Below are 21,424 nucleotides of genomic sequence, written 5' to 3'. Positions count from 1 at the left end.
GGCGCTACACCCGCATCGGCATCAGCACATAGAGCGCGTTGGCGCCGTCGCGGTCCTGGATCAGCGTCGGCGAGCCGGGGTCGGCGAGCTTGAAGAGCGCCGTGTCGCTGTCGAGCTGCTGGGTAATGTCGAGCAGATAGCGGGCGTTGAAGCCGACGTCGAGCGGCGCGCCGTCGTAGTCCGCCTCGATCTCCTCGACGGCCGATCCCTGGTCGGGATTGGTGACCGAGAGCACGAGCTTGCCTTCGGTCAAAGCGAGCTTCACCGCACGGCCGCGCTCTGAGGAAATGGTCGAGACGCGGTCCACGGCCTTGGCGAAAACGTCGCGCTCGACGGTGAGGCGCTTGTCGTTGCCGGTCGGTATGACGCGGGCGTAATCGGGGAAGGTGCCGTCGATGAGCTTCGTCGTCAGCAGCGCGTCGCCGAAGGAAAAGCGCATCTTGTTCGTCGAGAGTTCGATCAGGACGTCGGCCTGCGCGTCCTCGATGAGGCGCAGCACTTCCTGCACCGCCTTGCGCGGCAAGATCACGCCCGGCATGCCCGCGCAACCCTCCGGCGCCGGCAGTTCGAGACGGGCGAGCCGATGGCCGTCGGTCGCGACCGCGCGCAGCATCAGCCGGCCCTCGACCTCCATGGCGTGGAAATAAATGCCGTTGAGGTAATAGCGCGTCTCCTCGCTCGAGATGGCGAACTGAGTCTTCTCGATCAAGCGCTTGAGGTCCGCCGGCGCGAGCGTGAAGCGATGGCTGAACTCCCCCGAGGTGACGTCCGGGAAATCGCTCTCCGGCAACGTCGACAGATTGAAGCGGGAGCGGCCGGAGCGCAGGGTGAGCTGGCCGGTCTCGCCGCTTTCGTCGAGCGACACCTGCGCGCCTTCTGGAAGCTTGCGCACGATGTCGTAGAGCGTATGCGCGGGCAGCGTCGTCGCGCCCGGCTGTCCCACCTCGGCGGGCGCCTTTTCGGTGATCTCGAGGTCGAGATCGGTCGCCTTGAGGGTGAGCGCGCCGTCGCGGGCCGCGATCAGGACATTGGCCAGAATCGGAATGGTCGTGCGGCGCTCCACCACCCTGTGAACATGGCCGAGCGCCCGCAACAGCGCCGCTCTCTCGATCGTGACCTTCATCGCAGGAATACCAGCATTTCATCGGGCGCCGCGCGCCGGGGGCGCAGACTTTGGCAAGCCGGGCGTTGAAGCGCAAGTGCCGACCCCGCGGGGATTGTGGAGAAAATCCGCCCTCCCAGGCGGCGTTCCGGGCTTGGGCGCCGGAAGCCATCGCTTAACCTGCCCTTAAACGGCCTTTCTTAGGGTGAATCGACTACTTGGGGAGGCTGCGGCGGAGCCTCGGGGCGGGTGCAACATGGCGCGTAACGGCAGACGCCGGGAACCCAGGTTCGACGACGAGGCCGAAGACGACGAGCTTCGGGCGGAGCCGAGGCCTCGCGCGCGCAAGTCAGAACGTCCGAAACGGCGCCGCTCGGGCTCGCTCATCGGCGCCCTGATCTACTGGAGCCTGACCCTCTCCGTCTGGGGCGCGATCGGCGGCGGGGCGCTCGCGGTCTATTACGGTTCGCAACTCCCGCCCATCGATCAGCTCTCGGTCCCCAAACGGCCGCCCAATATTGCCATCCTGGGAGCCGACGGGGAGCTTCTCGCCAATCGCGGCGACACCGGCGGGGCGACGGTCAGGATCTCCGAACTGCCGCCTTATCTGCCCAAAGCTTTCGTCGCGATCGAGGACCGCCGCTTCTATTCGCATTGGGGCGTCGATCCGCAGGGCGTCGCCCGCGCGCTGGTGCGCAATGTCGCCGGCCGCGGCGGCATGCAGGGCGGCTCGACCTTGACCCAGCAGCTCGCCAAAAATCTGTTTCTGACGCAGGAGCGCACGATCTCCCGCAAGATTCAGGAGGCGATCCTCGCCGTCTGGCTGGAGCACAAATATTCGAAGGACCAGATCCTCGAACTGTATCTCAACCGGGTCTATTTCGGCTCCGGCGCCTATGGCGTGGAGGCCGCCTGCCAGCGTTATTTTGGCCATGGCGCCAAGACTGCGACGCTTTCGGAGGCCGCCGTCCTCGCGGGGCTGATGAAAGCCCCGAGCAAGCTCGCGCCCGACCGCAATCCGGACGGCGCGACGGAGCGCGCGGCGCAGGTCGTGACCGCCATGGCGCAGGAAGGGTTCATCAACGACAGCGCGGCAAAGGCGGCGCTCGCCAATCCCGCGCAGGTGCAGAAGACCATCGGGGCCGGCTCGATCAACTACGCCGCCGATTATGTCATGGACATGCTCGACGACACCGTCGGCGCGATCGACCAGGACATTGTCGTCACCACCACCATCGATCCGCGGCTTCAGACCGTCGCCGAAGGCGCGCTGAAGGAAGAGCTCGACAAGAAGGGCGCGAAGTTCAACGTGTCGCAGGGCGCCGTCGTCTCGCTCGATCCAACGGGCGCGATCCGCGCATTGGTTGGCGGGCGCGACTATTCGGAGAGCCAGTTCAATCGCGCCGTTTCCGCCAGGCGCCAGCCGGGCTCCGCCTTCAAGCCGTTCGTCTATCTCGCCGGCCTGGAGCATGGCCTCACGCCCGATACGGTGCGCGAGGACGCCCCGCTCAATATCAAAGGCTGGACGCCCGAAAATTACAGCCACGAATATTTCGGCCCGGTCACGCTCACCAAGGCGCTGGCGCTGTCGCTCAATACGGTCGCGGTGCGCGTCGGCATGGAGGTCGGCCCGAAGACGGTGGTGAAGACGGCGCGCCGGCTCGGCGTGCAATCAGAGCTTCAAACCAACGCCTCGCTCGCGCTCGGCACGTCGGAGGTGACGCCGCTCGAACTCGTCGCAGCCTACGCGCCCTTCGCCAACGGCGGCTTCGGCGTGCAGCCCTATATCATCGCGCGCGTGAAAACAGCCGTCGGCAAGACCCTCTATCAGCGCAAGACGCCCGCGCCGTCCCGAGTCGTCGACGCCGACGATGTGGCGATGATGAACGTCATGATGCAGGAGACCCTGCTCACCGGCACGGCGCGCAAGGCGGAGCTGCCCGGCTGGCAGGCGGCGGGCAAGACCGGCACCAGCCAGGATTTTCGCGACGCCTGGTTCATCGGCTACACGAGCCGGCTCGTCACCGGCGTGTGGCTCGGCAATGACGACAGTTCGCCCACGAAAAAGGCCTCGGGCGGCAATCTTCCTGTCGAAATCTGGAGCCGCTACATGGGCATCGCCCATCGTGGGCTGCAGGTCGCCGGCCTGCCCGCGGGCAATTGGCGCTCCGACGGTTCGCTCGACGACGTCGTGGCGCGGCCGCTCGACGAGCTCATCGGGATGTTCACCGGCGGCGGGGGCGCGCCGGCCCCGGCGCCGCCGCCACGCCCGCGGCAATCGGCGCCGCTTCCGCCGCCCGAGCCATCGGCCGGCCGACGCGCGCCAGACGACGCCACTGCGACCATCCCCATTGCGCCGGAGGCCGCGCGCGCTACCCGCGCGGCGCCGCGCAGCGTCGACGAACTGCTGCCGCCGGAGGACATTCCCGACGCCGGCGCCCCCCCGCCAGCGCCCCGCGGACGACGGCCCGCCGCTCAGCGAAACATCTTCGAGGAGCTGTTTGGCGGCGGCTAGAGCATCGGCGCCCGCGCTGGGACGCGGGCTTCCCTCAGGGCGCCGCGCGCTCTTGCTCCTCGGGGGGAACTTGTGCGGAGCCCTCCGTTTCAGCCGCCATCTTCGCCTCCCCCACATAGCGTTGCACGGCGCCGAGCGCGCCTTGCGCCAGTCCGGCAAGGGCAAGCTCAGGGGAGCGGAGCGCGAGCCCGACCGCAAGCTTCGTCCGCCCTACCGCTTCATTCGCATAGCCGCGCAATTGGTCGCTCGGGCCCGACTGAACGACGCCGTCAAACGCCTGCGTCAGCGTCTGATTGAGCCGCTCGGCGGCGCTGCGCTCGCACTCCGGCTCCGGCTCCGGCTCCGCCGCCGCCGGCGCGACGATCGCGATGCGCGGCGGCGTCTCTTCCGGCTCGATTTCGCTTATCGGGTTAGACATTTTCCTGTCGCCTTGTGGTAAGTCTCGCTGAGCCGAAGGTTTAGGCGGCGCTCCCGACCGCGCGGCCGCGATCGCCGACGCCCTCGGCGACGTCTTTCCATTCGCGCATCCAGAAGTCGGCGACGCTGAAGCGCGCGATTTCAGCGCCACGCGGGTCGACGACGACGATAGCGTCGAAGTCAACTGTCTGAAGCGCCTTGGGGCTGCTCAATTCAATCTCGAAGAAACGTCTCACCTGTTCAATGACCTCTGCCTTGTCAGCCGAGGGTCGCTCATACTCGCGCAAAATTTTCGTCTCGGACGGAGCGTCGCCCCTCTGCGCTATGCTGATTTCCCTGACGCGATACGGTTCCATCTTGTCGCCACAACTTTCTCCAGCGCTATGAAGTGAAATTGGCGGCGCGTCGGATGCGTCAAGACCGCCGAACCAACCATGGCTGCAGGGACCGTCCAAGCAGCTCACACGCTCGCCTTCTCATCGTCGCGACCTAGTAATGATTCACGAGGCCAGGCGGTTCAGCTTGGATCGCCGGCGCCAAACTGCTGCGGAGAGTCGCATGACTGAGAACTGGCAATATCAGATCCGCTTCAGGCTGAGCGAGGAACAGGCGGAAGCGGCTCGAAGCCGCACCGACGGTCCGGCCTTCAAGCCGATCGCCGACGTCCTCGCACTACAGAATGCGATGGCGCGGAGCCAATACGACGCCTTTGCCGGCTATGTTTCCGAAGCGGAACGCAACGGCGTCGAGCAGTATCCGCTTTACAAATGGACGAAAGCGACGATCGAAGACCCAATCAAGAGAGCGAAGCACGCCTGCTCTTTCGCCGTTCTGGTCGGCGGCGCCGAAGTCTATGACAAACCCGTCGCGGACGCGCTCGAAGCGGCGTTGCGTCCGCTTCTCGAGCAGGGCGTGATCACGGGCCTATCCCGGCACGATACGAACCCCGCCAATAATCCGCAGCCGCCAGCAAAGTTTCGCTGACGATCGCGGGCCGTCAAAAGCGTAATCGTTGTTTTTTTTGAGAGGCTTGATAGCGCCCGCACGGGCGCTAGCTCACGCCCTGTCGAGGGTGGCTGTTCGTAAAAATGTTTATGAGGGCTTAGCCATGAGACACAAATCATTCGTTGCAGTCGTTTGGGTTGGATTCCTTGTCGGAGCGTCGACCGCGCTTGCGTCGGACATCTGCGTGCAACTTGGCGGCGGCGGCGGCTACGCCGTTTTCAAATCGCCCAAAATCCAGCTCAATTGTTGCCCGCCAGACCCGGCTGAGTTGAACAATTGCGCGCCGCTCAATGGCGTCGAAGCGATCAGTCCGCCACCGCCGAATCCCCCATCTCCCGGTCTCGGCGGCGCGCTGACCGGCACGCTTTGCGTGGATCAACAAGGGAACGGGGTGATTTATCATTATGTTTACCATAACGCCGTCGGGTTGAGAGAAAGCTTGAAGGCGTATTTCGAGTCCGGCTATTGCCGCTTCAAGTTCGGCCCGGTTGGCAAGGACCCCAACTCCGGCATCACAGGAACATGCCGCGGCACCGTGATAACAAACCCGACGCCGCCAGGAGGCTCGGGGACTTTCTTCCAAAGCGCGACGCTTTGGAAATGCGACGTGCCGGTCTTCTCCGCAAATCCAAACTGACGCCGTAGACAGCCATCGGCGACAGGGGAAGGCCCGGTTCTCACCGCGGCCTTCCTGCATTCGTCGTCTTCACGACCGACGGCGTCCCTTTATTTTTAAAAAAATCGTTTTGACGAATTGCTGGGTCCTATCCCGTTATTGTGATCCGCCCTCATGCGGCGGCGTCCGCTACCCCCCGGGCGCGCGGCCCCTCGTCGCCCAAAGTGCGCGCTTGATGCGTCGACCGGCGCGTTATAACGCCGTGGGCTCAACGCGTCGGCGAATCCGCTTCTTGGCTTCGCCGCAATGGGCAAGACGCGATCGACCTCCGGAGCGTGCAATGGACACGAGATTTGAGCGCCCCGCAGGCGTCGCGGGCGAAGAGGAGCGAACGGCGGCGAAGCGGCCAAGGACGGCGTCGGCACAGCTTTAATCGCCGTGGTTTTGGCGGCCGCGGGGGCGTCGCTTGCTGGTCTGGCGCTGTTCGCCGCGGGCGCAGCCCTGGACGTGCTTTTTGGCCCGGGATTTACGCTGAACCGGCGCAACGGGACGGCGCTTCTCGCCATCCTGGTCTTCGCCGGAACCTATTTCGTCATCGCGATCGGAAAGTTGCCGGGCTTCCAGCTCGATCGGGCCGGGGCGGCGCTGCTCGGGGCGAGCCTGATGGTCGGGCTCGGCGTCCTTTCCCTCGACGACGCCTACCGCGCCATCGACCTGGATACGATCACGCTCCTTCTCGGCATGATGATCGTGGTCGCGAACCTTCGCCTCTCCGGTTTCTTCCGGGTGACGAGCGATTTTGTCGTGGCGCGCGCGACGCGCCCCCTGCTGGTGCTGATCGCAATTGTGATGGTCTCTGGCCTGTTCTCCGCCTTCCTTGTCAATGACGCAGTCTGCCTCGTCCTGACGCCGCTCGTTCTCGATCTCGTGAGGCGTCTCCAGCGCGATCCCGTCCCCTATCTGATGGCGATTCCGCTGGCTTCAAACATCGGCGGCGCGGCGACGATCACCGGCAACCCGCAGAATATGATGATCGGCGCCTTTTCACGCATCCCCTATCGCGCCTTTGCGGGCGCTCTTTGGCCCGTCGCCCTTTTTGGGCTGCTCTCGACAATCCTGCTCATTGCGCTCGTCTATCGCCATGAATTCCTCACGCGAGAAAGGCTGCCTGAAATCACGCCGCCGCAGACGCGCTATCGCTCCGCTTTGATGCTCAAGTCTGTCGCCGTCACGGCGGTCATGATGGTCCTGTTTTTCGCGGGACAACCCGTCGCCAAGGTCGCGATCGTCGGCGGCGCGTTCCTGCTGCTGACGCGCAAGGTAAAGTCCGAAAAGGTCTATCGGGAGATCGACTGGCCCTTGCTGCTCATGTTCGTCGGACTCTTCGTGGTTGTGGCGGGTCTCGAGAAGGCGGTGATCACGCCGGACTTCGTCGCCGCCGTTGGGGGCCTCGATCTCGACGCGCCCGCGACCCTCTCGCTCATCACCGCCGGCTTGTCCAACGTCGTCAGCAATGTTCCGGCGGTTCTGGTGCTGAAGCCCTTCGTCTCGAGCGCAGCCGACCCGCAAAAGTCTTGGCTCGTCGTCGCCATGGCGTCCACGCTCGCCGGCAATTTCACCCTCGTCGGTTCGGTCGCCAATCTGATCGTCGCGCAGAAGGCGAAAGCGGGCGGCGTCGACCTCGGTTTCTGGCCTCATTTCAAGCTTGGCGCCCCATTGACGCTCGCGACGATTTGTTTCGGCGTCTGGTGGCTGTAAGGCTTGTGTGAGACTCTTCTGGGGCGGATCGCTTGCGTCTCTCGCCGCAAGCGGGGTTGGTTGTTGGAGGCCGATTCTTGACGTTCTGTTTCGTGGTCGGCGCAGTCGCAGCGGCGTCGCTCTGCCTCGGGGTCTTTTTTCTCTCGGACGGCGCCGTTCGCAAAGCCATTCAATTTTCTTTGGCGCGTCGCGTCGGCGGCCTGTTTTCTCCAAGACTCATCGTCGTCGGCGACAGCCTCGCGGCGTCCTGCCCCTGGAGGAGACTGGCCGCGCATCCTTTCGCCGTTCTCAACCTGGCGATGGGAGGCGCGACGCTGAAGGAAATCGCCGGGCAAATCTACCGCTCCCGCGACATTGCGGCGGACTTCCTCCTGGTGAACGGCGGTCTCAACGATCTCTTGTTCGACCAAGCGGAGGCGCGCCAGATCGAAGCGGATTTCCTTGCGCTTTCGCGTCGGATCGAGGGGAGGACGGTGATCGTGACCCTCATGCCCTTCACCAGCGATCCGGCCAGGACAGCGCATATCGTCAAAGCCAATGAGCTGTTGTCGCGACTGTGTCGCCAGTTCGGATATTGCACCGTGGACCTGAACGCGTCAGTGTCGGTCGATGGCGTGCGCCGACCGGACATGACGGAAGACGGGCTGCATTTTACCGGCGCCGCGGACCGCATATGGCTCGCCGCGATCCGCGATGCGCTTTCGCGCGCGCGAATCTAACCCGGCCGAAAGTTCATTCAATTCCCGCCGCCCGCTTCAATTCGGCGATCAACGCAAACGCTTCGGGCAAAGCAAGAACAGCGGAAGGGGCGCCCTCGAGCGTCACGGCGAGATTGTCGCCGATCAGGCGCGCCTCCAGATCATAATCGCTCGCAATCGGGCTCATATAAATCTGCGGCTCCCGACTTGCCCCGGTCGCCAGCGCCTGCAGGCCGCGCGCGACAATCGCCGCCTCCTGCCGCGTGAAGCGGCGCTCGGGCTGGCCGGCCAGGCGCAATGTTATCAAGGCGCCAAAGGCGACATGTCTCTCGCTTGACAAGGTGAAGGCCGCAGCTCGGTCTGGAGACGACATCTATTTGATTCCTCGTGGCTTTCGCTGGCCGTTGCGAAGGGCGCCGTTCTTGAATGGGCTTTGGGGCCCCTCACCGCATGAGAAAAAGCAATGCCTAACAATTTTTGTGCCCGGCGCCGCCGATCATGAACGACAGCGCAGACCGGTTTCCGTCTGACATCCGCGGCTATCATCAGCGCACCAAGCATGCGCCGCATCGTTATGCGCTGGGTCCCGCCTTCCTCGACTGGACGTCGCAGCCGTCGCCCTATCGCCGCTTCGCCGGCGCAGGGCTCATCGACTTGCCGCTGAGCGCAGAGGCGCAGGCCGTTTTTCCCGGCCCTGCGGAGGAGGCGCGGCCAATCGACCGCAATTCTCTGGGTCTTTTCTTCGAACTGGCCTTTGGCCTCAGCGCCTGGAAGAGCGTCGAGGGGTCGACATGGGCGGTGCGCAACAACCCCTCTTCCGGCAATCTCCATCCAACTGAAGCCTATGCGTTGCTCGACGCAGTCGAAGGCGTCGGCGACGCCGCCGCGCTCTATCATTACGCGCCGCTCGAGCACGCCCTCGAAGAACGCGCCCTCTACGCAGCGGCGCGCCTGCTTCCTTCTGGCGGCTTTCTTGTCGCGCTGACCCAGATTCCGTGGCGCGAGGCCTGGAAATATGGCGAGCGCGCCTTTCGCTACTGCCAGCTCGACGCCGGCCATGCGATTGGCGCGGCGGCGCAGGCCGGCGCCGCGCTCGGCTGGCGCGCGCATGTTCTGGCGTCGCCCGCCGATACGGAGATCGCCGCGCTGATCGGGCTCGATCGACCGGACGCCTTCCACCGGCGCGAGGAAGAACATCCCGATACGCTGCTCTGGGTCGCCGTGGACGGCGGTCCGCCGCCAGCGCTCGATCTTGCGCGGCTCGCGGCGGCCGAGAGGCGTTTTTGCGGGTCAGCCAATCGCCTGAGCGAGGATCACGACGCCTGGCCCGTCGTCGATCTCGCGATGCGGTTTTGTCACAAGGACGCGACCGCTCGGACGCCCGCCGTCGCGCCAAGCCCGGCCCCGCAGCCGGACGGGCCGCCCATCGCGGACGTCGTGCGCCGTCGCCGCAGCGTGCAGCGCATGGACGGCGTCGCGACCCTCTCGCTCGACGCCTTCCAGCGCATGCTTGCGGCGACTCTGCCGGGCGCCGAGCCGATAATGAGCGCCTTCCCGTTCGAGCCGCGCCTCTCTCTCGTTCTCTATGTGCATCGCGTCGCCGGACTCGCGCCGGGCCTCTATCTCCTCGAGCGGGACGAGACCTGCGCGACCCGCCTTCGCGCGGCTTTCTCCGCCGACTTCGACTGGTCGCCTGTCGAGCTTTCCGGCGTCCGGCTGTTTCGTCTGAAGGACGGGCCGCAGGAGCGGGAAGCCACGCGCGCCGCCTGCCTGCAGCCGATCGCCGGCAAGGGCTGTTTCGCCGTCGCGATGATCGCCGATTTCGAGCGCACGCTCGCCGACGAGGGGCCCTTCGCCTATCGGCGCCTGCACTGGGAGGCCGGCCTCATCGGCCAGGTTCTCTATCTCTGGGCGACGGCCGCTGGACTCGCCGGCACGGGAATCGGGTGCTTCTTCGACGACGAGGTCCACGCCCTCCTCGGCCTCGCGGCCGGCGATATGCAGTTCCAGGACGTTTATCACTTTACGGTCGGCGGAGCCGTGGAGGATGCGCGCATCCTCACGCTTCCTCCCTATCCGCGCGAGCGACGGCGTTAGCTCGGCTGGGGACCGCCGCGAGATCGGCCACCACTTCTTCGAGGCGATCCAGAGCGAAATCGAGATCCTCGCGCGAGATGACGAGCGGCGGGGCGAGACGGACCACGGTTTGATGCGTCGCCGTCGACAGCACGCCCTTCTCGAGCAGGCGCAGGCACGCCTCGCGCGCGCTTGCGTAGCGTGGCTCGATCTCGGCGCCCGCCCACAAGCCGCGTCCGCGCACCGCGCGCAGTGCGGGCGCGCGTATCTTTCGCAACCGCTCGAGCATATGTTCTCCAAGGACGCGGCTTTTCTCGACGAGGCCCTCGTCGCGGATCACCTGCAGCGTCTCCAGGCCAATGGCGGCGGCGAGCGGATTGCCGCCAAAGGTCGAGCCATGAGACCCAGGCGTCAGCACGTCCATCACCTCTCGGCGCGCGACAAAGGCTGAAACGGGCAAGACGCCGCCGCCCAGCGCCTTCCCGAGCATGACGCCGTCCGGGCGGATATTTTCGTGCTGGTAAGCGAACCAGGCGCCGGTGCGGCCCAGGCCCGACTGAATTTCGTCGACGAGGAGAAGGATTCCGCGTTCGTCGCAGAGCTGGCGCAAGCCGGCGAGCCATCCCGCCGGCGGCACGATGATGCCGGCTTCGCCCTGAATGGGCTCGACCAGAATGGCGACCGTCTCGGACGTGACGGCGGCCTCCATCGCCGCCAGGTCTCCGAAGCGCGCCGCGCGAAAGCCAGGCGTGAACGGCCCGAAACCGTCACGATAGTCCGGCTCGGATGAGAAGCTGATGATGGTCGTCGTGCGGCCGTGAAAATTTCCTTCCGCCACGATGATTTCCGGATTGGCTGCGCCTTTGACCCAATGCCCCCATCGTCGCGCGGCTTTAATCGCCGTCTCCACCGCTTCGGCGCCGCTGTTCATCGGCAGCGCCACATCGAGGCCGGTGAGCCTGCAGAGCTCCGCGAGAAACGGGGCGAGCCGATCGTTGAAATAGGCGCGGGAAGGAACCGCGAGGCGGCCCGCCTGTTCGGCAAGCGCTGCGACGATGCGCGGATGCGCGTGGCCGAGGCTGACCGCGGAATAGGCGCTCATCATGTCGATGTAGCGCCGGCCCTCGACGTCCCAGAGATAGGCGCCTTGACCGCGCGTCAGCACGACAGGAAGCGGATCATAGTTTTGCGCACAGTGCGGATTGTTGAAGCTTGGGCCCATGTTCTCAGGCGTTTCGCGGCGCCATCTGCACCAGCGAGAGGCGCGCCATAGATAGTTAGGCAAGGGACGCCGCGGCGCCAGCGGCGGCAGCTATGGAGACCTTGGATGGCGGCGCAGACGCTGGCCGGCGACATCGCGCGCGATACGCAAGACATCCTCGCAAGGCTCGGCGTTGCGCCGAACCGGCGTCTCGACGGCGCGCTCGAGGCGCGGTCGCCGATCACCGGCGAGGCCATCGGCAGGGTCGACGCAGGCGGCGCCGCCTCCACCAAGGCCGCCATCGCATGCGCCGACGCGGCTTTCCTTGTCTGGCGCAACGTCCCGGCGCCGCGGCGCGGCGAGCTCGTCCGTCTCTTTGGCGAAGAATTGCGGCGCGCGAAGAGCGAACTGGCTGCGCTCGTGACGATCGAAGCGGGCAAGATCCGCTCGGAAGGCCTCGGCGAAGTTCAGGAGATGATCGACATCTGCGATTTCGCCGTGGGCCTCTCTCGCCAGCTTTACGGTCTCACGCTAGCCACCGAGCGCCCAGGCCACCGGATGATGGAGACGTGGCATCCGCTCGGCGTCGCCGGCGTCATCACGAGCTTCAACTTCCCTGTCGCCGTCTGGGCCTGGAACGCCGCGATCGCGCTCGTCTGCGGCAATTCGCTTGTCTGGAAGCCCTCAGAAAAGACGCCGCTGACCGCCCTTGCGACGGAAACTCTGTTCGAGCGCGCGGTTGCGCGTTTTGGCTCCGCGCCTGACGGCCTTTCGATCGTCGTTCAGGGCGGCCGTGAGGTTGGCGGCGCGCTCGTCGAGGACCCGCGCGTAAGGCTCGTCTCCGCGACCGGATCGACGGCCATGGGCAGAGCGATCGCGCCGCGTCTCGCGCAGCGTTTTGCGCGCACGATCTTCGAGCTCGGCGGCAACAACGCCGCCGTCGTCTGTCCCTCGGCGTCGCTCGATCTCGCCGTGCGCGCGATTGCTTTCGCCGCTATGGGAACGGCGGGACAACGCTGCACGACGCTCAGACGCCTGTTCGTGCATGAGACGGTTTACGACGACCTCATGGCGCGCCTGCGCGCCGCCTTTACGGCGGTCTCAGTGGGCGACCCGCGGGAAGACGCGACGCTCGTCGGCCCGCTGATCGATGAAGACGCCTATGGGGCCATGCGCCGCGCGCTGGATGACGCGCGCATGGCTGGCGGCGTCGTTGTCGGCGGCGAGCGCGCGCTGGCGGATCGCTTTCCCGCGGCCTTTTATGCGCGGCCGGCGCTGGTCGCGATGCCCGAGCAAACGGCTATTGTAAAGCAGGAGACCTTCGCGCCGATCCTATATGTGATGAAATATCGGGACTTCGACGAAGCCATGCGGCTTCAAAACGAGGTCGCTCACGGCCTTTCGTCGTCGATTTTCACGAACGACATGCGGGAGGCGGAGCGCTTCCTGTCGGCGGAAGGCTCCGACTGCGGAATCGCCAACGTCAATATCGGCCCCTCCGGCGCGGAGATCGGCGGGGCCTTCGGCGGCGAAAAAGACAGTGGCGGCGGCCGCGAAGCGGGGTCCGACAGTTGGAAGGCCTATATGCGGCGCGCCACCAACACCATCAATTATTCGGAAGAGCTGCCGCTGGCGCAGGGCGTCGCCTTCGACGTGCCGCAAAACGGAACCTAGTATGAAAACGTCACAAGCTTCGCCCGACGTCCTTCGCTCAAGATTCGCGCGGGCGCTCTCGACGATGTACAAGGCCGAGATGCCGCGCTATCGCGAGATGAGCGAGCTCGTCGCCGCCGTTAACAGCGAGACGCGTCGCGCGCATCCGGAACTCGGCCGCGAACGCGCCGACGCCGGAGAGCCGGACCGGCTCAATCTCGAACGGCATGGCGCAATCCGCGTCGGGACCCCGCAAGAGCTCGCGAGCGTGCGCCGCCTCTTTGCAGCCATGGGCATGTTTCCCGTGGGCTATTACAATCTGTCGACCGCCGGCATTCCGGTGCATTCGACGGCGTTCCGGCCGATCGACGACGACGCTTTGCGACGCAGTCCGTTTCGCGTGTTTACCTCGCTTCTGCGGCTCGACCTGATCAACGACGCGGACTTGCGCGAGCAGGCGACGAAAATCATGGCTCGGCGCGATATATTGACGCCGCGCTGTCGCGCCTTGCTCGACATTCGCGATCGCGACGACGGCTTCGACGAAACGCTTGCGGATGAATTTGTTTCGGAAGCCATCGAAACCTTCCGTTGGCGCGGCGCGGCCGCCACATCCGCCGAAACCTATGCGCGGCTTCAGTCAGCGCATCCGCTTCTGGCCGACATCGTCTGCTTCAAGGGTCCTCATATCAACCATCTTACCCTGACGACCCTCGACATCGACGCGGCCCAAGGCGCCCTGATCGCCCGGGACCTGGCGCCGAAGCCGATCATCGAGGGACCGCCGCGGCGGCGCTGTCCCATCCTGTTGCGGCAAACAAGCTTCAAGGCGCTCGCCGAACCGATTTCCTTTGCGGATGGGGCGAGCGGCCTGCACATGGCGCGGTTCGGCGAGATCGAACAGCGCGGCGCCGCGCTCACCCAATCCGGCCGCGCCTTGTACGATCGTCTTCTGCGCGACGTCTATGCGCGCGTCCCGCTCCCGGCCAGCGACCCGGTTGGCTTTCAACATGCGCTCGATCGCGCCTTCGCGGCGTTCCCCGACGATATGGACAGACTGCGCCGCGAAAAGCTCGCTTATTTCAGTTACGTCCCCGCCGGAGGAGACAGAGCGTCGACCCACGCGCCATCGCCGCGCTCGCTCGAGGACCTCGTCGCCTCGGGTTTTCTGCGCGCGGAGCCCATTCTCTACGAAGATTTCCTGCCGGTCAGCGCAGCTGGGATCTTCCGTTCGAATCTCGCGGAGACGGAGCCGGGCCGGGCGGTGGAAGACGACGATCGGGCAGGCTTCGAAGCGGCGCTCGGGGCCCCGGTGGTCGATGCGCAGGCGCTTTACCAGGAAGCCGAGCGCCGATCGCGCGCGACTGCGCTGCAAGCGCTCGGCGTCGACGAGATCGACCCTCCCGCAACCGAAACGTAAGGCGATGCGCTGGCCTTGCGCCGCAGGCGCGAGTCGCGCATTTTTTGGTCATCAACCCCCGGCTCTCGGAGGCTTCGTGGCTCGACGGTCCGGCAGCGCCGATCTGCCTCTTCACACTGGTCGCGTGCCGGCCTGGCTCGGTCAGCGCATGTCGCGGCTCGGCGCGGTGATCGCCGAGGCCATCGTGCACCATTACGGGCGCGAGGAATTCCTGCGCCGCCTCGCGCATCCCTTCTGGTTCCAGTCCTTCGGCGCCGTCATGGGGATGGACTGGCATTCGTCCGGGATCACGACGAGCGTCGTCGGCGCGTTGAAGCGCGGTCTTGCGCCGCTCTCGGGGGAACTCGGCCTTCACGTCTGCGGCGGCCGCGGCCGCCATTCCCGCCAGACGCCGCTGGAGCTCGCGGCGATCGGCGCGCGCGTCGGCTTCGATGGAGAGGCGCTGGCGCAGGCGAGCCGCCTCGTCGCCAAGGTGGACAGCGCCGCCGTGCAGGATGGTTTCGACCTTTATCTGCATGGCTTCATCGTCGCGGATGACGGCCAGTGGGTCGTCGTTCAGCAGGGAATGAACGGCGACGCCCGACTCGCCCGCCGCTATCACTGGCTTTCGGAGGGCTTGAAGAGTTTCATCGAGGCGCCGCACGCCGCGATCGAGGGCGAAAACCAGGGCAATATCTTAAATCTCACCGACCGGCGCGCGGAAGCGTCGAGGCTGCGCCAACTCGATCTCCTGCGCGATCTCGGGCCCGACGGCGTCGCCCGCGAGGCGGCCGCGATCGAGGGAAAAACGCAACCGCCGTCCGCGCAGCCCTTGCTGCCGCATCTGGTCATGCCCGCCCATCACGACGTCCGCCCCAAGGACGTCATGCTGCGCCGGCTGCATGGCGCGCTCGCCGCCGCGGCCGACAGCGGCCCCAAAGATTTTGCCGATCTCCTGCTCGTGCCGGGCGTGGGCGCCCGCACGGTGCGCTCTCTCGCCATGGTGGCCGAGGTCGTGCATGGCGCGCCCTGCCGCTTCGCCGATCCGGCCCGCTTCTCGCTCGCGCATGGCGGCAAGGACCGGCATCCCTATCCCGTCCCTCTCGCGGTTTACGACAAGACGATCGACGTGCTCAAAAGCGCGGTCACGCGCGCCAGGCTCGGCGACGACGACAGGCTGGAGGCATTGCGCCGGCTCGACGCGCAAGCGCGGCGCCTCGAGCGAACCGCCGCCGGTCCCTCTCTGCCAGAGTTCATCGACGAGGAGAGGACCCGCTCGCACGATTACGCGGGCCGCAGCGTCTTCGGCTGGGAGCCCGCGCCAGACGGCGATGCGGGGGACGCCACAAACAGGCGGACAGGCGGCGCCATGGCCAAGCGATAACCCACGCCAGACGGCGCTTTCGGCCCCGCCGCGATTGCGTTACCTTTGCCCCTTGTCGGCAGGAGCAACCGCGCGCGCATGACCATCGTCCCCATCCGCTATGTCGAACCCGTTTACCGGCCGCCGAGCGAAGCGGAGTCGCTGATCGTGCCTGTGACGGACGGCTGCTCCTGGAACAAATGCACCTTCTGCGAAATGTATACGGCGCCGCAGAAGCGGTTTCGTCCGCGCGACGAGGAAGACATCCGCGAGAGCCTGCGGCGCTGCGGCGAGACTTTCGGCGATGGCGTCAAACGCGTGTTTCTCGCGGACGGCGACGCCATGACGCTCTCGACGCGCCGCCTGGCGAATGTGCTCGAAACGATCCGCCGCGAGCTGCCCGGCGTCCGGCGCGTCTCGAGTTATTGTCTGCCGCGCAATCTGCGAAAGAAATCAGTCGCCGAGTTGCAAGAATTGGCGGCGCTGGGATTGTCGCTCGTCTATGTCGGAGCGGAATCCGGCGACGACGAGGTGCTGGCGCGCGTGAACAAGGGCGAGACCTTCGCGTCGTCCGCCGAGGCCCTCGACAAGCTGGGCGAAGCGGGAATCAAGCGCTCCGTCATGATCCTGAACGGCCTCGGCGGCGTGACGCTCTCGCGTCAGCATGCGTTGAATTCCGCGGCGCTGATGAACGCTGCGCAACCAGAGTATCTCGCCACCCTCGTCGTGAGTTTTCCACTGGGCGAGACGCGTTTTCGCGAGAACTTTCCTGGCTGGGAGCCGTTGAGCGTCCTGGGCTTGATGCAGGAGATGGCGCTGTTTCTTTCCGCGCTGGAGCTCAAGCGCACCGTCTTTCGCAGCGACCATGCGTCGAACTGGCTGATCTTGAAAGGAACGCTCGGCGCGGACAAAGCGCGGCTCCTGCAACAGCTGCACGCCGCCATCGCCGCGCCGGAAGCCGCGCCGCTGCGGCCGGCCTGGGCGCGCGGCTTGTAACGCCGCTGTCTTAACTCGATTCCGGAGCCGTCATGGCCACGCTCTTCGATGCCGTTAAGCTCGGCGATCTCGAATTGCCCAATCGCATCGTCATGGCGCCGTTGACGCGTTGCCGCGCCAGCGAAGGCCGCACGCCCAATGCGCTCATGCGGGAGTACTATGCGCAGCGCGCCTCCGCCGGCCTCATTCTCTCGGAAGCGACCTCCATCACGCCAATGGGGGTGGGCTATCCCTCTACGCCCGGCGTCTGGTCGGAGGCGCAGGTCGAGGGCTGGCGCGAGATCACGCGGGCGGTTCACGCGGGGGGAGGCCTGATCATGCTGCAATTATGGCATGTCGGGCGCATCTCTCACCCGATCTACCTCGACGGCGCCAAGCCGGTCGCGCCGAGCGCGATCGCCGCGGCGGGTCATGTGAGCCTGCTGCGCCCGTTCCAGCCCTACCCCGAGCCCCGGTCGCTCAACATCGACGAAATTCCCGGCGTGATCGAGGCCTATCGCCGCGGAGCGGCCAACGCCAAGCGCGCGGGTTTCGACGGCGTCGAACTGCATGGCGCGAATGGCTATCTGCTCGACCAGTTCCTGCAGGACAACGCCAACAAGCGCGCCGATCGCTATGGCGGATCGATCGAGAATCGCGCGCGGCTCATGCTGGAGGCGACGGACGCCGTCATCGAGGTGTGGGGGCGGGGTCGCGTCGGCATGCATCTCGCGCCGCGCGGCGACGCGCACTCGATGGGCGACTCCGATCCAAAGGCGACCTTCAGTTATGTCGCGCGCGAACTTGGCCGGCGCGGCCTCGCCTTCATCTGCGCACGGGAGCATCAGGGCCCGGACGCCCTCGGCCCTCTTTTGAAAAAAGAATTCGGCGGGCCCTATATCGCCAACGAAGGCTTCACCTTCGAGACAGCGGAAGCGGCGGTTGCGGCGGGCGAGGCGGACGCCGTCGCCTTCGGCAAGTTATTCATCGCCAATCCGGACCTTCCGGACCGTTTTCGTCGCCGCGCCACATTGAATGCGCCCCGACCGGAAAGCTTCTACACGCACGGACCGGAAGGATACGTTGATTATCCCGCGCTCCGCGGCGACTGAAACCACCCTGGCTTTGTGCGCGGCGGACCGCATACTCTCCCCGCGGCGCGGAATTAAAGGGTCGCCTGATTGGGAGGATTGCCTAGAGGGAACTACTTAGATCGTTCGGAAGTTGACTGTGTAGGCGCGTTGCACGGGAGGGACGGATGTCGAGGACCCGAGCAGAGCAACAAGAATTAATGCAGGATGAAGCGCGGGCCACGCTGGCGACGATGCAGCAGCTGGGCGCGTCAATGCGTCTTTCCCTGGAAGCGGTGACCTATGAGTCCCTTCCCGACGAAATTGGGTTGCTCCTTCTGCGTCTGGCCCTGGCCGAGCTGCTCAAGCGCGCCGCCGAGGAAGAGGCGCGGGAGGGAAATCCCCAGTCTGGCCCTGAGGAGTGGATTGGACTCGAACGCTGGGCCTGGGCCAACGCGACGATCGCTTGGAGCGGCCGGATGACCGGCCGCTGACCTCGAGCGCCTCTGGAGATCGCGCGCGCCGCGTCGAATTTGCCGTGCTTGCCCCATGAAGTCGACTTGCTAGCTAAGGGCGCGGGGCGTGAGGCGGAGTATGCGCGATGTCTCTCACCAGAGATGCCATAACGGCTGAAAATGCGGCGGCGTACGGCGGGCTCATCGACGCGGTTGGCGGCGTGGCCACCGTTGTCCTCGCGATTTGCGGGCTCGTCAACATTGCGCCCGGGCCTCTGAGCGCGGTCGCGACAATTGTCTTCGGGGTCGCGCTTCTCATTCAGGGCGGGGCGATGGTTTCCGAATACGCTCAGGTGACGTTTCCGGCGGAGATGGACGAGGCTTCCGCCGACTCCTTCGGCGGCAACAGCCTCGTCACGGTATTCCTGGTGGGCGCAGCGGGAATCGTTCTGGGTATCCTCGCCTTGCTCGGCATTCAGTCCGGCACGCTGACGCCCGTCGCCGTGATCGCCTACGGGACGGCCCTGCTCCTGAGCAGTAACGCCGTCTGGCGGCTCTATGCGATGCGCCGGGCGTCGAGACGGCAGCCGGGCGCCGCCACCCACGGCGGCGGCGAGATCATCGCCAGCGAAATGGCCTCCGGATCCGCTGGGCTGCAGGCGGTCGCGGGTCTGACGGCGATTGTCCTGGGCGTCATCGCTCTCGCCGGCGCGCCGAATGACTTGACGCTCAACCTCGCCGCCCTGCTGGTTCTCGGCGCCACGATCATATTGACCGGCGGCACGCTGAGCGCCACGGTCATCAGCTTTATGCGCAAGTAGGCTGCCTCAGGCAACGTCGTCTTGGAGGCCGCCCGACAAGGCGGCCTCCTGCGCGTCAGTCGCGCTGTGCGCGATCGAGAGCCTGTTTGAGGACTGGCCGCAGCAGTTCGGCGAATTTTTCGGCGCCCTTCGGCGTGGGATGGATGGAATCGAAGAAATAGGAACCGCCCTGCGGCCCGTCGGCGACGGGAGCCATGGCCGAGGCGAGATCGAAGGTTTCCGCGCCCGCCATACGCGCTGCGTCGAGATAGAGACGGGCGCGCGCGCGTTCGGAGGCGGCCGCATCCTTCAGATCGATGGCCCGAACCCCTTCCGCGGTCTTACACGTCAGAAAGACTCGCAGATCGCTTCCATAGAAGCTTTCGCTCGGCGCCGAGAATGCGCCCGGCTCGCTCACAACCAGCAAATCCGCGCCGAGGAGATCTTTGACCTCCTGCCGGAACTTCGGAAAAATTTCCTTCCATTCCTCGTATAGTCTGGCGGAAATCCGGTCCGGCGCATCGGCGCCGTCGCAGTCTTTCAAGGGAACGCGCGGGAGGAGCTGCGTGCCGTTCTGGCTGAGGCGCAGTCCGTCGACGACGATCGAATGCGGCGACGACGCGCCGGCGTCCTGCGCTGTCGACGCATTGCTGAGTCTTGCGACGCGGATCAAATGACGCAGCCACGCCACGGTGCGCAACGAGGTCGTCTCCGGTCTGAGCGCCTGTTCGAATTCCCGCTTGAAGATTTCAACGGAGCCCGCAGGGAACTGGGCCGGATCATATCGAAAACCAATTTCCGCCAAGCGCCGCGACCAGCTCGCGTCATTGTGATTTGTCGCCAGGACCACGAGGTCGAACCGATCGCCGCGCTCGGCGAGATATCTCACCGTCGGAAAATGCGACAGCACCCCGGCCTGCGACATGGACGCGTTATAGGTCGCGATTTGTCCGGCGTCGTTCAGGCGCGCCGGCCATCGTTGCTCGGGCGACAGAAAGATGCCTTCCGTGACGCTGCCTCCCAGGAACAGCACCTTATGCTTTGCGCCCTCGGCGGGATCTGGCGGGATGAAACGGCTCGGTCCGATCTTGAAATCGACCTTATTGGCGTCCGGGTACAGACCTCTGATGTCGAAAACGGCTGTGTAGCCCGCTGGAAACAGGCGCGGCGCCCCGGGATTTCGCTGCGCGGTCGCAATATATTCGGCGACGGAGCCCTCGCTGCCGGGGACCGGCGGCAAGATGTAGCGAAAAGCCGCCTCGGCGAGCGCGAGACCAACTGCCGTCGAGAGAAGGACGGCGAGAACAGCCATAAGCCTGTTTTTCATCGATGGGCACAAAATCCAGGGAAAGAGACCGGCAATCCGCGCGCGCGGCCAAAGCCTTGCCGGAATTTACAGATGTGGCGAGCGATTGCAAGCAACGCCCCGAGGCGTTCGCCGGGCGGTCGTCGCGGTCTCCCTTGCAAGAAGGCTACGCCTCTTGCGAGCCCTTCTCCAGGCTGCGGCGCGTGAACAGGATCTCGGGCAGTTCGCCGATTTCCTGCGCCATCCGGCGGAAGGCGAGATAGGGAAGCAGCACCAGAAAAAGCAGCAGGCCGCTGGCGAAGAGCTGCCAGAGCGAGCCGCCGGCGATCTCGCTCATAGCCTCATGAACGCCGCGCCCGTGAAAATGGCCGACGACGATCTCCTCGACAATGCTCAAGATCACCAACGCGACCGTAAAGATGAGCGCCTTGCTCACGATCTGGGTCAGCAGGATCGCGTGGCTTCCTTGCTTCTCCCCGAGTTTCACGGCCTCGAGAACCAAGATGAACTTGCCGAGAATCAGCGCCTTGACGACGGCGACCCCAACCGGCGCGAATTCAACGCCAACCGTGCGCAGGACCGCCGATTTGTAGAACAACAGCGCAAAAAACCAGACCATCAGATAGGTCGACACGGAGATATAGGCGACGAGCTCATGCCGCGCGCGCTGCATGAGCTTTCGTTTTCTGGAGCCAGGGGCGGTCGTAGAGGGGGCGTCGGCGCCCGCGCGCGCGGCGCTGGAGCGCGCGAGCAAGGCGGCGGCAGGCGGGGCGGGATCGGGCGCGAATTGCGGCAAGCTGCGGCCGTCGACCCATTCCGGCATGCCGGGCGCCCAGACGAAATGGGGCTCGTCCTGGGCCAGGGCAATCCGCCGCGCCAGCGCTTCCGCCGACACCGGCCCGACCGTTTCGCCGGCCTCCGCGTAAAACCATTGGTCCGTCATGGGCGACCCATCGTGTTAAATCGTCGTCTGCACAAGATAGCACAGCTCGGGCTCCGTACGCGCCAGGCGACG

The 21,424-nt window shown here is 65.6% G+C and carries 20 protein-coding genes; 13 read left to right on the top strand and 7 right to left on the bottom strand.

What is annotated here, in order from left to right:
- Positions 1-4 precede the first annotated feature (4 nt).
- Positions 5-1,123 carry a DNA polymerase III subunit beta gene (gene dnaN, locus RVU70_RS08275; RefSeq protein ID WP_363350837.1) on the bottom strand — a complete coding sequence of 373 codons (1,119 nt, stop codon included), beginning with the start codon at positions 1,121-1,123 and terminating at the stop codon, positions 5-7.
- Positions 1,124-1,358: 235 nt separating this feature from the next.
- Here dnaN and RVU70_RS08270 point away from each other — a divergent pair, with 235 nt between their 5' ends.
- The gene (locus RVU70_RS08270; protein WP_363350835.1) at positions 1,359-3,617 is read left to right on the top strand and encodes a PBP1A family penicillin-binding protein; all 2,259 of its coding nucleotides are present in this window, start codon (positions 1,359-1,361) and stop codon (positions 3,615-3,617) included.
- A gap of 34 nt (positions 3,618-3,651) precedes the next feature.
- Here RVU70_RS08270 and RVU70_RS08265 read toward each other — a convergent pair whose 3' ends face one another.
- Both RVU70_RS08265 and RVU70_RS08260 read right to left on the bottom strand, forming a co-directional pair.
- Positions 3,652-4,035, bottom strand: a complete 384-nt coding sequence (locus RVU70_RS08265; protein WP_363350833.1) for a hypothetical protein — start codon at positions 4,033-4,035, stop codon at positions 3,652-3,654.
- Positions 4,036-4,075: 40 nt separating this feature from the next.
- On the bottom strand, positions 4,076-4,270 hold the full coding sequence (locus RVU70_RS08260; protein ID WP_363350831.1) for a hypothetical protein: 195 nt from the start codon (positions 4,268-4,270) through the stop codon (positions 4,076-4,078).
- Between the two features lie 322 nt (positions 4,271-4,592).
- On the opposite strand from RVU70_RS08260, the gene RVU70_RS08255 reads away from it, so the two are divergent.
- From RVU70_RS08255 to RVU70_RS08240, 4 genes are all read left to right on the top strand, one after another.
- Positions 4,593-5,018, top strand: coding sequence for a hypothetical protein (locus RVU70_RS08255; RefSeq protein ID WP_363350829.1), 426 nt, complete (start codon positions 4,593-4,595; stop codon positions 5,016-5,018).
- Between the two features lie 124 nt (positions 5,019-5,142).
- Complete coding sequence (locus RVU70_RS08250) at positions 5,143-5,676, top strand: hypothetical protein (protein WP_363350827.1); 534 nt, start codon at positions 5,143-5,145, stop codon at positions 5,674-5,676.
- 417 nt (positions 5,677-6,093) lie between these two features.
- Positions 6,094-7,413 carry an SLC13 family permease gene (locus RVU70_RS08245; RefSeq protein ID WP_405044866.1) on the top strand — a complete coding sequence of 440 codons (1,320 nt, stop codon included), beginning with the start codon at positions 6,094-6,096 and terminating at the stop codon, positions 7,411-7,413.
- A 77-nt stretch (positions 7,414-7,490) separates the two neighbouring features.
- Complete coding sequence (locus RVU70_RS08240; RefSeq protein ID WP_363350825.1) at positions 7,491-8,132, top strand: GDSL-type esterase/lipase family protein; 642 nt, start codon at positions 7,491-7,493, stop codon at positions 8,130-8,132.
- A 13-nt stretch (positions 8,133-8,145) separates the two neighbouring features.
- Here RVU70_RS08240 and RVU70_RS08235 read toward each other — a convergent pair whose 3' ends face one another.
- Entirely contained in the window at positions 8,146-8,484 is a 339-nt protein-coding gene (locus tag RVU70_RS08235) for a hypothetical protein (protein ID WP_363350823.1), read from the bottom strand.
- A 125-nt stretch (positions 8,485-8,609) separates the two neighbouring features.
- Here RVU70_RS08235 and RVU70_RS08230 point away from each other — a divergent pair, with 125 nt between their 5' ends.
- On the top strand, positions 8,610-10,208 hold the full coding sequence (locus RVU70_RS08230) for a SagB/ThcOx family dehydrogenase (protein WP_363350821.1): 1,599 nt from the start codon (positions 8,610-8,612) through the stop codon (positions 10,206-10,208).
- Here RVU70_RS08230 and rocD read toward each other — a convergent pair.
- A complete protein-coding gene (gene rocD / locus RVU70_RS08225) occupies positions 10,171-11,409 on the bottom strand; it encodes an ornithine--oxo-acid transaminase (RefSeq protein ID WP_363350819.1) in 1,239 nt (412 codons plus the stop codon). The genes RVU70_RS08230 and rocD overlap by 38 nt on opposite strands.
- A gap of 105 nt (positions 11,410-11,514) precedes the next feature.
- On the opposite strand from rocD, the gene RVU70_RS08220 reads away from it, so the two are divergent.
- From RVU70_RS08220 to RVU70_RS08190, 7 genes are all read left to right on the top strand, one after another.
- Positions 11,515-13,062, top strand: a complete 1,548-nt coding sequence (locus tag RVU70_RS08220) for an aldehyde dehydrogenase family protein (RefSeq protein WP_363350817.1) — start codon at positions 11,515-11,517, stop codon at positions 13,060-13,062.
- Position 13,063: 1 nt separating this feature from the next.
- On the top strand, positions 13,064-14,461 hold the full coding sequence (locus RVU70_RS08215; RefSeq protein WP_363350815.1) for a VOC family protein: 1,398 nt from the start codon (positions 13,064-13,066) through the stop codon (positions 14,459-14,461).
- Positions 14,462-14,537: 76 nt separating this feature from the next.
- Positions 14,538-15,824 (top strand): DUF763 domain-containing protein, encoded by a 1,287-nt coding sequence (locus tag RVU70_RS08210; RefSeq protein ID WP_363350813.1) that lies wholly within the window; start codon positions 14,538-14,540, stop codon positions 15,822-15,824.
- Between the two features lie 78 nt (positions 15,825-15,902).
- A complete protein-coding gene (locus RVU70_RS08205; protein WP_363350811.1) occupies positions 15,903-16,799 on the top strand; it encodes a radical SAM protein in 897 nt (298 codons plus the stop codon).
- A 32-nt stretch (positions 16,800-16,831) separates the two neighbouring features.
- Positions 16,832-17,890 (top strand): alkene reductase, encoded by a 1,059-nt coding sequence (locus RVU70_RS08200; RefSeq protein WP_363350809.1) that lies wholly within the window; start codon positions 16,832-16,834, stop codon positions 17,888-17,890.
- A 179-nt stretch (positions 17,891-18,069) separates the two neighbouring features.
- Positions 18,070-18,342, top strand: coding sequence for a hypothetical protein (locus RVU70_RS08195; RefSeq protein ID WP_363350807.1), 273 nt, complete (start codon positions 18,070-18,072; stop codon positions 18,340-18,342).
- Positions 18,343-18,449: 107 nt separating this feature from the next.
- Positions 18,450-19,124 (top strand): hypothetical protein, encoded by a 675-nt coding sequence (locus tag RVU70_RS08190; RefSeq protein WP_363350805.1) that lies wholly within the window; start codon positions 18,450-18,452, stop codon positions 19,122-19,124.
- 55 nt (positions 19,125-19,179) lie between these two features.
- On the opposite strand, the gene RVU70_RS08185 is transcribed toward RVU70_RS08190, so the two are convergent.
- Together RVU70_RS08185 and RVU70_RS08180 are read right to left on the bottom strand one after the other, a co-directional pair.
- Positions 19,180-20,415, bottom strand: a complete 1,236-nt coding sequence (locus RVU70_RS08185) for a hypothetical protein (protein WP_363350803.1) — start codon at positions 20,413-20,415, stop codon at positions 19,180-19,182.
- Positions 20,416-20,575: 160 nt separating this feature from the next.
- Entirely contained in the window at positions 20,576-21,352 is a 777-nt protein-coding gene (locus RVU70_RS08180) for a DUF4339 domain-containing protein (protein WP_363350801.1), read from the bottom strand.
- Positions 21,353-21,424: the final 72 nt, after the last annotated feature.

Source organism: Methylocystis echinoides, from assembly GCF_040687965.1.
Taxonomy (GTDB): domain Bacteria; phylum Pseudomonadota; class Alphaproteobacteria; order Rhizobiales; family Beijerinckiaceae; genus Methylocystis; species Methylocystis echinoides_A.
Note: the sequence above shows the minus strand (reverse complement) of the source record. Positions and strands in the feature narration are given on the sequence as shown.

Coding starts and splice junctions, on each gene's coding strand:
- dnaN (WP_363350837.1), bottom strand. CDS start 1,123: ATGAAGGTCACGATCGAGAGAGCGGCGCTGTTGCGGGCGCTCGGCCAT.
- RVU70_RS08270 (WP_363350835.1), top strand. CDS start 1,359: ATGGCGCGTAACGGCAGACGCCGGGAACCCAGGTTCGACGACGAGGCC.
- RVU70_RS08265 (WP_363350833.1), bottom strand. CDS start 4,035: ATGTCTAACCCGATAAGCGAAATCGAGCCGGAAGAGACGCCGCCGCGC.
- RVU70_RS08255 (WP_363350829.1), top strand. CDS start 4,593: ATGACTGAGAACTGGCAATATCAGATCCGCTTCAGGCTGAGCGAGGAA.
- RVU70_RS08250 (WP_363350827.1), top strand. CDS start 5,143: ATGAGACACAAATCATTCGTTGCAGTCGTTTGGGTTGGATTCCTTGTC.
- RVU70_RS08235 (WP_363350823.1), bottom strand. CDS start 8,484: ATGTCGTCTCCAGACCGAGCTGCGGCCTTCACCTTGTCAAGCGAGAGA.
- RVU70_RS08230 (WP_363350821.1), top strand. CDS start 8,610: ATGAACGACAGCGCAGACCGGTTTCCGTCTGACATCCGCGGCTATCAT.
- rocD (WP_363350819.1), bottom strand. CDS start 11,409: ATGGGCCCAAGCTTCAACAATCCGCACTGTGCGCAAAACTATGATCCG.
- RVU70_RS08220 (WP_363350817.1), top strand. CDS start 11,515: ATGGCGGCGCAGACGCTGGCCGGCGACATCGCGCGCGATACGCAAGAC.
- RVU70_RS08215 (WP_363350815.1), top strand. CDS start 13,064: ATGAAAACGTCACAAGCTTCGCCCGACGTCCTTCGCTCAAGATTCGCG.
- RVU70_RS08205 (WP_363350811.1), top strand. CDS start 15,903: ATGACCATCGTCCCCATCCGCTATGTCGAACCCGTTTACCGGCCGCCG.
- RVU70_RS08200 (WP_363350809.1), top strand. CDS start 16,832: ATGGCCACGCTCTTCGATGCCGTTAAGCTCGGCGATCTCGAATTGCCC.
- RVU70_RS08195 (WP_363350807.1), top strand. CDS start 18,070: ATGCAGGATGAAGCGCGGGCCACGCTGGCGACGATGCAGCAGCTGGGC.
- RVU70_RS08190 (WP_363350805.1), top strand. CDS start 18,450: ATGTCTCTCACCAGAGATGCCATAACGGCTGAAAATGCGGCGGCGTAC.
- RVU70_RS08185 (WP_363350803.1), bottom strand. CDS start 20,415: ATGGCTGTTCTCGCCGTCCTTCTCTCGACGGCAGTTGGTCTCGCGCTC.
- RVU70_RS08180 (WP_363350801.1), bottom strand. CDS start 21,352: ATGACGGACCAATGGTTTTACGCGGAGGCCGGCGAAACGGTCGGGCCG.